The sequence below is a fragment of the Filimonas zeae genome (assembly GCF_014641615.1).
Classification (GTDB): Bacteria; Bacteroidota; Bacteroidia; order Chitinophagales; family Chitinophagaceae; genus Filimonas; species Filimonas zeae.
This window is the reverse complement of record NZ_BMIB01000001.1, coordinates 883885-897725: the sequence shown is the minus strand read 5'-3', so window position 1 is coordinate 897725 and position 13841 is coordinate 883885. Positions and strand designations below refer to the sequence as shown.

Sequence of the window (13841 nt, the reverse complement as noted above, 5' to 3'; positions counted from 1 at the left end):
CTTTTCACCAATAAACAACTATAAGAAATAGCCTTAAACTATATTAAGGGTTGTTTTGACGGATGGCTTGTAGTAAGGAAAGAAGACATGATATAAGCTACCATTCTATCACTTAAGTCGTCTCCGGCATTACCTGACATAAAAGGCAGCAGCTGTATTTCTTCTTCAGCAGGCGTTGAGAAAACGGCCGGTAGCAGGTTGAATACATTAAAAACAAACAAATCAACATCTACCTGTTTAAAATATCCTTCATCAATACCAGATATCACAATTTTACGTAGCAAACGAAAGTTTAACGCCCTCGCTTCTAAAAGCAGCGGCTTAATTCCGGGATGCGGCGCCATAGCAGTTTGCATACATAACATTCTGTAAAACCCGGGGTTCTGTTGAATCCGAAGAATGAAAGCCCTTAGAAAATACTCCAGCTTCTCATTAACTTTCAACGCCAGATCATCTATCCCGGCTAACTCTTCCTTTAGTTGTTTTAACCTGGATTCAAAAATAGCCAGGTACAATGCCTCCTTCGATCCAAAGTAGTAATTGACCATAGACACATTCATGCCCGACTCTTCCGTGATTAACCTGGTGGAAGCGCCATCGAAACCATATTGCGCAAAAAGCGCTTCTGCTACTTTAAGCAGCTTCAATCTTCCTGAATTAGCTATATGGTAACGTTCCTGGTGCATGAACAGCATTGTACTTTATCTCTTACAAAACTATCGCACTAAACGCCGCCCGGAAGGTATAAAATGCCTGTTTATTCGTCGAAATTGCCGTTTAAGATGGTCAAAACTGCCTCCGGTAATCCATAGGAGACATACCCGTGTTGGATTTAAAAAATTTCCCGAAAACTGACTGATCAGGAAAATTAAGCTGATTACTAATCTGAGAGATATTCAGGGCTTTATTCTGTAGCAACACCCTGGCTTCCAGGGTAACCGCTTCATCAATCCATTCACCGGCCGACTTGCCGGTTTGCTTCTTAATGGTTGCGGATAAATATTTGGCAGTTACATGCAACTGATCTGCATAAAACCCCAGTTTCCTCTCCCGCAGATAATTACGCGCCAGTAACTGTCTGAATTGTGTAAACAAACCGGAAAGATTGTTCGATGGCCGGCTATCTACCTGAAGTTGGCGAAACTGTGTATCCAGCTCGTAAATGAGCACAAAAATATAATTACAGGTAATTTCCGCCTGATAGTAATGAGGTGGCTCCTGCGCCATAACAAGCAAATCGTATATATGCTGTATTTTCTGCAAACAGGTTCCTGCAAGTGGCAAAATATGGAGTTCGTTGTTTTCAAAGAAATCATATTTCATCAGTAAAAACCGATCAGCCTGCTTTTCTAATAAAAACGAATCCTTGAAAAACAAAATATCCATCTCCAAAGCATCGCTGCTTTTGCTAAAACTTCTGATAACCGAAGGCCCCAGCGCAATCATAGCAGGCGCTTCAATCCGGTGACCGATTAACCCGGCCTGCAAATGAATCCCTCCTTTTTTCAGAAAGGCAAGGGCATAACTTTCTGCCCGGTACGGCTCTTCCAGGTAAGGATGATCTACAGCCTGCACAAACAGGTATTCCTTACTATTGTCAGCAACAGCAAATAACCGTCCATGCCTGGCGAGTGAAAATGTTTTTATCTCCTCCATTGTTCGTTCCTACTCATCGCAAGTTATTGAAACAGGCGTTTCTAACCAATACTAAAGCTATTTCGACCAAAACGACAATTACAAGCTGTTTAATATTGCGCCGCTATTCACATTAAACCATTTCAGGGCTATGTCTGTACATACAACTATAAAAAAGGTTACCAGCAAAACGCTTCAGGATATGAAATCCAGAGGTGAAAAAATAAGTATGCTAACTGCGTATGATTATTCCATGGCTCGCATATTTGATGACGCAGGTATTGACGCTATACTGGTTGGCGACTCTGCCGCCAATGTAATGGCAGGGTTTGAAACCACCCTCCCTATCACGCTTGACCATATGATTTACCATACGCAAAGTGTTGCACGCGCCGTGAAGCGTTCCATGGTAATAGCAGACCTTCCTTTTGGCACCTACCAGGGAGACAGTAAACAAGCGCTTGCCTCCGCTGTTCGTATGATGAAAGAATCGGGAGCCCATGCGTTAAAATTAGAAGGCGGTGCTGAAATTACAGATGCTGTAAAACGGCTTATCAATACAGGAATACCCGTTATGGGACACCTGGGTCTTACACCACAGTCAATTTATAAATTCGGAAGCTACGAAGTTCGTGCAAAAGAAGCGCAAGAAGCAGCCACACTACTGGAAAATGCATTGTTACTGGAAGAAGCGGGATGTTTTGCCATAACATTGGAAAAAATACCAGCAGCCCTTGGTAAGGAGGTTGCTTCCAAATTACATATCCCTGTTATTGGAATTGGAGCAGGCAGGTATGTAGATGGTCAGGTACTGGTAATGCACGACATGCTGGGCATATCTAAAGATTTCGCACCCCGGTTTCTTCGCCGTTATCTGCACTTATATGAGGAAATTAAAAACGCCACAGCCAACTATATCACGGATATTAAAAAACAGGATTTTCCCGGTGACAGGGAACAATACTAGCACTAATTGCCCTGGTTGGATTTGACTAACTAAATTTTAACTTTCGATACATTTGGTTGATATATCAACTAAATGTATCTTTGCTTTATGAATTATCCTGAAGGTTCACATGTTCCGTATTTATTAACATTTCAGATAGGTGCACTTAACCTGAGAATATTACGGGAGTGTAATAAAATATTCAAGGAAAGTAATCTTCCGCTGGAAATGGACCAGATACCGGTAATACTCAGCTTGTACTACCTGAATGGTGGTACACAACAGGAGGTTGCACAACGAATACAAAGGGATAAATCATCTGTAAACAGAACCATTTCATTTTTACAAAAGAATGAGTTGGTAAAAGCGAGTGAGGACGCTAACGACAAACGAAAAACCATTATTGAGTTAACAGCCACAGGAAAAAAGATTGCTAAAAAAGCCAGTGAGCTACTGGAAAACCTGGACAAATCGGTAACGGAAGTACTTACCGTAAAAGAGAAAGAACAATTTCAGGACATGCTGCTGAAACTTATTGCTAAAGTATCAGCCTTGTAATATAAAGTAAATATACATTTTTATATCATCCGGCTTTAGCCGGTTGTGTACTGTTACGCCTTCCGGAAGTGTTGCAGCAGAAATGCTATGTAAACCAATTTCTCTCTACTAAATAAAAACCAACTATGAAGGCAGGTATATTACTTGCGGGCATACTATTGCCTGCACTCAGCTATTGTCAGCAACAGGATACCACCCTGCGCAACAAGCTACTCAGCACCGCTCCGCGCTTAGGCGGCATCACAATCACCAACCAGGTGGTTCCTGTAAATGTAAACGGCCAGTCATTTACCATGCAACTGCCTGTAATGGATGTGAGTATTCCCCTATACAAAAAATTAAAATCAGCCCACCCCGTTATTATTAAAGCGGGCATCCGTTACCAGGGCCTTTTACTATCGAATGAAAAAGCAATCAGCAGCAACAATTTTCACTCGCTTACCATTCCGTTACTTTTTAGTTATTCCCTGTCTCGTGCCACAAACCTGTCCCTGATTGGAACTGCCACCTTAAGCACCGACTTTATCAGCGCTGTTTCCAATGAAGATATGATGTATATGGCAGGTTTCAGGCTGGGCTTCCGGCAGAATAAACTGTTTAAGTATGGCGTTACCATTACCTATATTCACAACTTTGCAGGACAGTACCTGCTACCCTTACCAGACTTCGATTGGAGCATTGGCAAACGACTGAACTTCAGCGGTATTTTACCTGCCAGAACTACCTTTAAATATAAGTTTACTCCCACCACTTCGCTGGGTATTACCGCCAGTTTGGGCGGCGGTAGCATGTACCGCCTGTTTCAACCAGGCAATGCACAATATATTCATCTAAGGCAAAGTAGTGCAGGTATTATATACGATCAGCAAATAGCTAAACGCTGGAAACTGAACCTGGTAGCCGGGCGTACCTTATCACAACGCCTGGAAACATTTAATATGGACCAGAAGATATCACTCAACAAATTTAATGAGCTTGATAAAAGAGTTCCCAATATATCCTATCAGCAGAACTCATTCCTTTTCCAGGGCAGTATCAGTTACCAGTTTTAATAATGACTTTACATAGAAAGGCCCTATCGTTATTGATAAGGCCTTTCTGTATTCCCAAATATTTCCGGGTTAAATAATATCTATTAGCTACCGAATATTTTCTCCAGCATTTTATCCAAATCTTCTTCCTCCTCTCCTCCTCCGCCATATCGGCCAACGATTACGCCGTTCTTATCTACCAGTATTTTTGTAGGTAATGAACGGATTCCGTAGGTGGCTGAGATGTATTCTGATTTGTCAAATCCTGTAGCTGTGCGTTTTAATCCCGTTAGTATATGTTTCCATACACCTATTTTATCCATAGCTACTGCCTTTTTCCATGCTTCGTGGTTGTTGTCATCGTCAGAAATACCAATAATTTCAAAACCTTTATCCTTATACTTATTATATAAAGACAACAAATGTGGATTCCCCTTCCTGCAGGGTACACACCAGCTGGCCCAGAAATCAAGTAGCACATATTTATTTCCTTTAAAATCAGCCAGACTCAGGCTGTCTCCATTAATATCTGCTTTTGCAAATACAGCCGCAACACTTCCTGGAGAACCTGCTTCTACTTCCCTTATAGATTTCAAAAATCCCTTCCCGTCGGCACTTTGTTTCACTTTCTCAGTAAACCCGGCATAAAGTGCCTGAGCCTCAGAAAGGCTCATAAAAGGAAACATCGTATAAGCGAGGTAAACCGACAAGTAAGAATCAGGATGTGACTTTATGTACTCCTTGCTGATCTCTGTTGAACGGGCTCTGGCACCAGCACCTTTCTCTTTTATCGCCTCCGCTTTCTCCTTCAATATATCCAGTTCCGATTCCGGCTTCTGTTGCTTTTTAGCGTCCAGGTAAGCCTCGTATGCTTTTCTATATTCTTCGTTTATTTGCTTCAGTTCGCCGGTTGCTGCTGCTTTGGCCTTCTCTAAACCTACAAATTCATCATGTGTAGCTGAACCTTCCACCTTCATATTAGCAAAATCATTCGCCGTTACGTGTAAAGTTAACTTACCTGCCTCCAGAAAAAAGGTAGCAGAATTAGCGTCATTAAACTTGAAGCCATCAGCATTGGTTGTGATATATGCCATTACAGGCCAGGATACAGTACCCTTAAACACGAAAGCGCCATTGGTTATAACTGCACTATCCTTGATGAAATTGCCATCCGCAGCAACCCAGCCCATTTTGATTAACCCACTGGTTTTATCTTTAATGGTACCTTTTAATATAAAATTTTTAAGTTGTGCAGAAGACGTAGCACAGGCGAGCAGTGCCCCTATCATCGATACAAGTATTCTTGTCAGCATCTTTCTCATATTACTTTAATTCTTTCTTCAACTGATCTACCTTTTTTTGATATTTTTCTACTGTACTGAGAGGTACTTTGATTTGCATTTCCGGCTTCTTCATTTCTTCCTGCGCCCTCAAAACAGCCTGCTCTTCCGCAGCCAATGCCGACTTCTTATCTCCAGCTTTGATATAGGCGTCAGCAAGTGTATTGTATGACAGAGATACAGGATGTTCGGCCAGATAAGACTTTAAGATATCTGCCGCAAAAAGATAAGCATTCTTCGACAACCCTTCCTTATTACAAATGGAGGAAGCTACTACATCAGTAAATATAATTGGCTCATTCATCAACTCCTTCCCCAATTTCAATGCTTCTGCTTCAGGATAATTGTTTAATAGAATTTTAAACTTCTCTGTTTGCATGGGAATTCTCAGCGCGACGTATTTCTTAGGAGCTTCCTCAGTTATTTGCAAAGCTTTTTGAAAGTCTTTTGCCGCTACGGCCTCCTTTAAAGAATCATAAGCAGCGGCCATACCACTTTGCATATTGGCAAAATCGGTCACCTTTTTCTCGAACTCTTTTTTAAACAAAGCAACGTCAAAAGTTCTCGCTAAAATTGGTTCTATTACCGAGTCAAGTTTAGCGGGGTGCCCAACCCACACAATCTTACCATCCTGCACCACAAACGTGGATGGTATACCAAACTGAAGAGCAGCTTTAAGCCAGCCATTGCCCATAGTGTAATCATTGTCATCTGCAATCACATTGTAGCTCATCCTGTCTCCATTCTTTTCTACAAATGCTGTCACCTTAGGAAGAGAAGATTCAGAAAGCGCAGCGCCTCTATCCTCCCAAACATTTACACCAATAAACTTTGTTTTACCCTCGTATTTTTTTGCCAGTTCTGACAAGTGCGGCATTGCAGCAATGCAGGGCACACACCAGGTAGCCCAGAATTCCAACACATACAGCTTACCATCTTTCCAATCTACACCCGGTGTACCTTTTATCCATTTTGAGTATTTAACCGGTGGGGCATCATCTCCAATGGTAAGTTTTAATTGAGTTTGAGCAATGGCACTGAAGCTATTACCTGTAATAAAAGCTACAATGCATATAACAACAACCACGCTACTTAGCATTCTATTCATCCGTTGCATATGTTCTGATATTTAATAATTTTGAGTGAGGTTTGAATTATAATTAGTGGCACTCTGCGGGAATGGAAAAATCCAGAGCGGTGATTCCGGCGATAACTGATAGGTAACCGTAGTAGTAACACCATTGGTAGTTATAGGTACCGTTCTGGAAATCGTTTCTTTATAAGCCTCTTCCGTATTCCATCTTTTGATGTTAAGGAAATTTTTACCGGTGTACAAGAATTCAGTTCTCGACATTTTCTTTAAATAGGCCATAGCCTGAGCCTCTGAAGAAGCAGATAAAGGCGTGTACACACTGGGGTGAATTCTCATTTGCCTGATCAGGTTAAGAGTATCCATCGCATTTGACACCTTATTAGTTCTGGCCAGGCATTCTGCTTTAGTAAAATACATATCCTCTGTCGTCAGTCCAGCAGTATTGATAGCATAAGCGGAGGGGTTATAAAACAATTGACTATTGGGAATACCGAGCGTTAATTCTCCTATTCCCGGATAAGAATAGTAAGGTTTTATATAGTCATTAAAAATACTGCCAGCTTCATAATAGTTGTTTAAAATTTCAAGTGATGGTGCACTAAAGATAGGAGTGGTACCAGCACCGGCATAAAACAGGTTATCAGCAGCGGACACAGGCGCCTTGGTAAAAGCAGCAGTGCCAACCGGAGAATACACGCGATGATCTTCCAGGTAATTGTTAATGTCCAGACTGGCATTTGCCGCCTCCAACGCTCCTGCATAATTTCTCATCGATAGCATTACCCTGGCTTTAACAGCATAAGCGAATGCCAGACCCGCACGCATATTGTTAATGGGTGTTACCGGCAAGCTATTGAGCTGTAAAGCTGCATCGATATCTGCCAGTATATTATCATACACTTCAGCAACTGTACTTTTCTTATTGGGTTCGGATATCAGGTTATTTTCCTTAACATATGGAATACCACCATCTTTGGCGGCCGTAGAGGGGTTATATGCCTTTGCATAAATATTCACCAGCCAGTAATGAAAATAAGCCCGTAAAATATAAGCTTCCGCCTTCAGTTGTTTCGCTTTTACTCTGTCACCACTTGCCTCATCAGCTTTAGCCAGCACCACATTACATACGTTATCAATGATGAAATACATTTTTTCATATTTAATATCCGTAGCAACAAGACTGGTGCGATCAAGTGTTTCATTCGAGGTAAACAGCACATAGTTTAACGTTTTGGAAGGTGCGTTCACCAGCGTACTTACATTGGTAACATAGGGATAAAGGTCATCAATCAACAAGTTTAATTCATCAAACTTGAAAGCAGATTCTGCTGTAATTTTGGCAAGTTCACCTCCCGCAATCACGCTTGTATTTGTACTATAGTCAAAATTAAGCACTAGGTCAAGGTCGGATACACTACTTAACGTGTTTTTGCCTTTAGGTGTAATTTCTGTGAATTTGCTACATCCTGGAAAAAAGAAGACCAGGCTTACCAATAATATGCTAAAGCTTATTTTTTTCATGTTTTCTTTTTTACAGGTTCAGATTAAGACCCAATACATAAGAAGTAGGTAATGCTGCGCCGCCTGTTTCAGGGTCAACATCCACCTTGTTCTTTTTCCATAATGCATGTGGATTATTCAACTGAAAGCGCAGCCTGATATTTTTGGCATATACTTTTCCTGCCCATCTTTCGGGAAGCTGATAACCCAGAGTCACATTTCTTATCTTGATAAAGTCGGCAGGATGAACAAATGCATCTGAGTAAGTTAAATACTGGGTTGGAGGGTTTGTAGGGGGAGCATATTGTCCTATACCAGGAATAAGGCTATTCGTTTTTCCTGTGGTCCAGCTATCAAGCACATAAGAAGGAAGAGAAGCATAACCTACCGTTAAAAAATCAGCCGGCTGGCGGGCTCTCATATAATGTCCTCCATAGTACACAGCCAGCACATTCAGGCTAAAACCCTTAAAATGAAGATCGTTAGTTAACGCAATACTATTGACAGGAGTTGTGTTGCCTGAGTAAACCATCGCATTCATATCACTTCCGGTTAAAGCCACTGTAGACAAAGTACCGTCAGCTTTAGCCCATTGCGGCTGTCCTGCACTATTTATTCCCTTATATTGAAAAGAATACAAAGCGTTTACCGGGTACCCTACCTTAAACCCACCCTGAGCCAAAGCCAGTGGTGTTGCAGACACTTCATCTACGTAAGTTACCTTGTTCTTATTATGCGTCATCACCAGCATAGTAGACCATTGTAGTCCGCTTCTGCTTTTCGGTTGCAGCCAGCTATATTGCAAGCTTAATTCAACGCCATTGTTCTGCATGGATGCGTTGTTAATAATCTGACTGGTGAACCCTTCAGAAGGATCTATTCTTCTGGAAGCAAACAGATCTGTTCCTTTTTTGTGGTACCAATCAAACGTACCGCTTAACCGGTTTCTGAATAAAGTAAAGTCTATACCTACGTTTGTAGTGGCAGTTTTCTCCCATCTTAATTCCGGGTTTGCGGCACTTTGCAAAATAGATACCGGCAAACCGGTAGCAGCATTAACATAGCTGGAATTAGCTGTAAGATAACTGGTTGCACCATTATTAATATTTCCGGTAATACCATAAGTTGTCCTCAGCTTCAGAAAATTAACCCAGGCATATTGAGCCATAAAATTCTCCCGGTGAATATTCCATCCTAATCCCGCCGACCAGAGTGGTTTACCCCTGAATTTAGGATCCAGTCCAAACACATCTGCATAATCTTTACGGAAAGAACCAAAAGCATTATAACGGTTATCATACGTATAGCTGGCATTAGCATACCCCGAATTCAGGCGATGTGTTGTATCCGGTATCAGTCCGATAGCATTGGCAATATAAGTAGCATAAATACTGGAAGGATTTAACGTAGGCTTTAATAGCGTAGTTGACGTTACTGCATTTAACGCCACCAAATTTACCGATGTAGAAGACTGGGACTGCAATTGCTCATCATATCCTAAAAGCAAACTTTTGGTTCCATTGCTATGCGTTTGTCTGAACTCTGTTCCTGCAATAACACTAATGGCGTGTTTACCAAACTCCCTGTTATAATCCATCTGGCCCCTCGCAGTCCAGTAATTACCCTGCACCTGTGTGGTAGCCAACTTGCCGCCGGATTGAGGTAAAAGATAGGTGTAGGCATAATTAGGAGCGGTTCCGGTTCTGGAGGTATAAATATTTTTCAGGTAACGCATGATAAAACTTTCCGACTCAGAATAAGCAGATACCATAGAGGTATTGTATTCGTACTGAAATTGCGGATTGATGGTTAGGCCAGGTAAAATTTTCATCGGAACATTTACGAATAACCTGGAATTATTGGTACGTGTTTTTCGTGCATCCATTGACAGCTCATCCAGATGATTCACCTTCATACTGTGCAACTGAGGTGTTACATCGGTTAAAGTGTTATAGCTGTTATAATCGGCAGTAGTATAGTAATTATGCGATCCATCGGCATTTAATAAAGGAATATAAGGTGATATATAAGCACTACTGGTAGCAAAATCGCTATTACTTGCCTTTATATTAGACAGAATGGTATTTACACCAAAGTTGATATCCATCCAGTTAGCTACCTGGTAAGTTCCTTTATAAAAAAGGTTAAATTGCCTGTTATAGGCATTGATTATACCGCTATTATCTGTCTTGAAATTAAGTACCAGGCTTGACTGAAACTTATTACCATTGGTACGAACAGCCAGATCGTACTGCTGTAACAACTGATTAAGCAGTGCATATTTCTGGTATTGCTTACGAAAATCATTTTGCTTAAAACCGGTCAATTGCGTTTCCAGATCGCTTTTCGTTATCAGGTTCTGTGCATATTGATACCAGGCATATTGTACCGGAGTGATAGGACTACCATTGGTAATGCTGGTTTTAGTAGCACTAATATTTGAAGCAGCGCCAGGCCCGGTAACATAATTGTAGTTAAAGAAGTCGCTTTCTACATCCACCTGCTGAGCAGATGTCATAAATCCATAGCTATTGTCGACTTTATCTGTGCGGGTAATATCCGAAGAAAAACTAACACTGGTACCTTTCCCTTTCGCTTTCTTCGTGGTGATAACAATAATACCATTAGAGGCCCTTGCACCATAAATAGCGGTGGCGGCCGCGTCTTTCAACACAGTTACACTTTCTATATCATAAGGGTTCAGATTGGCAACAGGACTTTCAAATGGCAATCCATCTACTACAATCAGTACACTGGTAGCAGCATTGAGCGAGCTGATGCCCCTGATAGTGGTAACTCCTTTATAATTGACCAGTCCCGGAATTCTACCTTCCAGGTTATCTATGATATTGGGAGTATATCGTTTTTCCAGCTCTTTGCTGCTTACAGTTGTAGAAGCCCCTGTAGAGTTTTCTTTACGAACCACCTGGTAGCCGGTAGAGATAACACCCACATTTGACATTTCAGCGAACGTTGGCAACAGTTGTATCTGAATCGGGGATGTATGTAAAGCAGGAGTGATAGTCAACTCCTTCACCTCAAAACCTACCGAGGAAAACACCAGAACTTCCTTAAGGTTTATGTCAATAGAAAACGTTCCATCTGTTTTAGAAATGGCTCTTCTCGTTGTTCCTTTAACGGTAACAATAACACCCTCCAGCGGCGCCCCTTTATCGTCAAGCACCTGCCCCAAAAATGTTTTAAAAGGCGGGGGCGGACTTGCCTCCAGGCTAAAGGTTGACAAATTATGTGAAGCAGCTTCTTTCTCTGAAAGGATAATTGTTTTAAGAGAAATGGAGTAAGTTATTGGCTGATCACGAAACAGGGAATCAAGAAATTTTTGCAAAGAAATACCCTTTACAGAAATGGTAACAGCATGCGTGTTATCCAGTGCACCCTGTTTAGAAAAAAACACATACCCGGTTTGCTGCCTGATGGCCTCAAACACCGTTTTAAGCGGTACATTCTTGCCGGAAAAAGTGACGGTCTGCGCAATGCTTTTTGCATGTACATTCAGACACAACAATGTCATAAATAAGAAAGTTAGTTTCATCGCCAACAGAGTTTGGTTAATTGTCCGCCTTACTTGATTGCAAGGCATAGGACCACACGCCCGATTGGTAACCCAATAAGCATTTTTTTGCATAAATTGCATACGTTTTGGTTGTTTAATTGAGATTCGAAGCTCCTTTTAAAGATCAAACCTGCCGCTGCGGGGCCGAATCCGTGGCGGTTTTTGTTATCATTTATGTTAATTTGTAGTCATTGCCTTTTACTTACTTACACTCCCCTTTTTTTATTTTTTATTGAATAGTAATAGTTACTTTTTTTCCGGTGACTTCGTAATGCATTCTTTTCTCTGTCTGAGCCAACGCCTTTAATACCCCCGTTAAATCAAGCTCTCTGCTAATTAACCCCTCAAATTTTATATTCATATCTCCCTGGCAAACGATCTCTACATCATACCAGCGCTCTAATTGCTGTAATATCTCTTTAAGCGTAAGGTTATCAAAATTGAAAAGGCCGTTTCGCCAGGCCAGCACATTATTAATATCAGCATTTTTGGTAACCTGAAATTTATCCCCCGTCAACTTTGCCTGCTCGCCTGGCTTTAATAAAACAGGCTGCGTGCTTTTTGTTGTTACAGAAGGGCCATGCAATAATCGTATGGCACCTGCCACCAGCGTGGTTTTAATATCAGGTTCGTTTTCGTAAGCATTGATGTTAAAGTCTGTTCCCAGCACCTCTATTATGGCTTTGTCTCTTACTGCTACCTGAAAGGGCGCATCTGAATTATGCGCTACATCCAGATAGGCTTCACCCGATATTTCTACGTTACGGACTTTGCTATTAAATAGGGTAGGGAAGCGGATAGAGCTAGCAGCATTCAACCATACACCTGTTCCGTCTGGCAGCAGTACCTTAAACTGCCTGCCACGGGGAGTTGTAAGCGTATTAAAAGTAACTTCTCCCGAACCTTCCTTTCCGTTGTATTGAAGTTGCCCCTTACTTAGCAATGCTTTTGTGCCGCTTTGAACGTCTATCAATCCATCAGTTGAACTATCCAGTTCAATTTGTCTACCATCTCCCAGCGTAAGAACAGCACCATTATGCCCGGCAACTGCCTTATTTACGGCAGCACTGGTATCAGCCAGCCCCTTGGTTTCTGTGTTTGTACGCTGATATAATAAATACATACCCACCAACAGCACAAAAACGCCGGCAGCAGCATACCGCCACCAACCGATATAAACACCCGGCGATTTCTTTTCAGGTAATGTGTCTCTGCTAACAGGATCAGACACAACAAGATTATTCTCCAGCACAATACTTTGCCAGACCTCTCCCATTGGTTCCCTCTTTTCAGGTGAATTGTCAGGCAGGGAAGAGATGATACGGGCAGATACTGCCTGATTCTCTTCATCATTGCTTACATCGGCTATATAGTCAAAAAGCTGCTTTACCTCAGCTTTAGAGGCCTTGTTGGCAATGTACAATTCCCATAAATGTTGTATATGATCCTTTGAATATTCCATATTCCTGATAAGGTGACGTACAGCTCGAAAAGCAGTACCATCGGAAAATGACTTTTTTTTAAAAAAAATAATAGACGCCCCCAATGATGAGTATAAAAGGGCCTTTTTGTTGAAGATGGCTTCTGATTGCCTGAAGCGATTTACTCATCTGATTGCGAACAGTATTCCTGGAAAGTTGTAAGCGGTCGGCAATTTGCTGGTAATTCAAACCTTCCTCCTGCTGTAACAGGTAAATGAGCCTACGCTGTTCAGGAAGCGCGTCAACCGCCTCCTTAATATATTGTTTAATCAGTTGAAGATCATATTGCCCTTCCTGAAATGCACTGCTTTCGCCGTGAACAACGGCAGAGGCTATATATTGCATTTCCATCTCCAGGCGATGCCGGCGAATGCGGTCAAGACACCGGTTTCCGGTCATTTTATGCAGGTAGGCACCCGGATTCTCAATTTCAGCCAGTGATTCTCTGCTAACCCATAAATTGGTAAACACATCCTGCACCACCTCTTCTGCCCAAAACTCCGACTTAATAATATGGAAAGCATGCCATTTCAATTTATGGCAATAGCTATCGAAAAGCTCTTGAAAAGCTTTTGGATCACCCTTTCCGATACGCCCGAAAAGAGCCCTTTCCATATCTAATTTGTCGGTATTCAATTCCTTACAGCCAGTGCAAAGTAAGGAAACTTACTTTCTTCGGTAAA

Annotated in this window: 11 protein-coding genes; 3 read left to right on the top strand and 8 right to left on the bottom strand. The window is 41.6% G+C overall.

Translation table 11 applies throughout. The features are described from left to right. Positions 1–38: 38 nt before the first annotated feature. On the bottom strand, positions 39–686 hold the full coding sequence (locus tag IEY13_RS03765; RefSeq protein WP_188950615.1) for a TetR/AcrR family transcriptional regulator: 648 nt from the start codon (positions 684–686) through the stop codon (positions 39–41). A 100-nt stretch (positions 687–786) separates the two neighbouring features. Next, positions 787–1656: a helix-turn-helix domain-containing protein gene (locus IEY13_RS03760; RefSeq protein ID WP_188950614.1), complete on the bottom strand. Its 870-nt coding sequence runs from the start codon at positions 1654–1656 to the stop codon at positions 787–789. 130 nt (positions 1657–1786) lie between these two features. Here IEY13_RS03760 and panB point away from each other — a divergent pair, with 130 nt between their 5' ends. From panB to IEY13_RS03745, 3 genes are all read left to right on the top strand, one after another. After that, the gene (gene panB, locus IEY13_RS03755) at positions 1787–2602 is read left to right on the top strand and encodes a 3-methyl-2-oxobutanoate hydroxymethyltransferase (RefSeq protein WP_188950613.1); all 816 of its coding nucleotides are present in this window, start codon (positions 1787–1789) and stop codon (positions 2600–2602) included. A gap of 87 nt (positions 2603–2689) precedes the next feature. After that, entirely contained in the window at positions 2690–3139 is a 450-nt protein-coding gene (locus IEY13_RS03750) for a MarR family winged helix-turn-helix transcriptional regulator (protein WP_188950612.1), read from the top strand. A 125-nt stretch (positions 3140–3264) separates the two neighbouring features. Beyond that, a complete protein-coding gene (locus tag IEY13_RS03745; RefSeq protein ID WP_188950611.1) occupies positions 3265–4191 on the top strand; it encodes a DUF6268 family outer membrane beta-barrel protein in 927 nt (308 codons plus the stop codon). 83 nt (positions 4192–4274) lie between these two features. On the opposite strand, the gene IEY13_RS03740 is transcribed toward IEY13_RS03745, so the two are convergent. From IEY13_RS03740 to IEY13_RS03715, 6 genes are all read right to left on the bottom strand, one after another. Further along, complete coding sequence (locus IEY13_RS03740) at positions 4275–5492, bottom strand: TlpA disulfide reductase family protein (RefSeq protein WP_188950610.1); 1218 nt, start codon at positions 5490–5492, stop codon at positions 4275–4277. Between the two features lies 1 nt (position 5493). Then, complete coding sequence (locus tag IEY13_RS03735; protein WP_188950609.1) at positions 5494–6627, bottom strand: TlpA family protein disulfide reductase; 1134 nt, start codon at positions 6625–6627, stop codon at positions 5494–5496. Positions 6628–6639: 12 nt separating this feature from the next. After that, positions 6640–8124, bottom strand: a complete 1485-nt coding sequence (locus IEY13_RS03730) for a RagB/SusD family nutrient uptake outer membrane protein (protein ID WP_188950608.1) — start codon at positions 8122–8124, stop codon at positions 6640–6642. 10 nt (positions 8125–8134) lie between these two features. After that, complete coding sequence (locus IEY13_RS03725) at positions 8135–11635, bottom strand: SusC/RagA family TonB-linked outer membrane protein (RefSeq protein ID WP_188950607.1); 3501 nt, start codon at positions 11633–11635, stop codon at positions 8135–8137. A gap of 271 nt (positions 11636–11906) precedes the next feature. Continuing rightward, positions 11907–13139, bottom strand: a complete 1233-nt coding sequence (locus tag IEY13_RS03720; RefSeq protein ID WP_188950606.1) for a FecR family protein — start codon at positions 13137–13139, stop codon at positions 11907–11909. 58 nt (positions 13140–13197) lie between these two features. Next, positions 13198–13773, bottom strand: a complete 576-nt coding sequence (locus IEY13_RS03715) for an RNA polymerase sigma-70 factor (RefSeq protein WP_188950605.1) — start codon at positions 13771–13773, stop codon at positions 13198–13200. Positions 13774–13841: the final 68 nt, after the last annotated feature.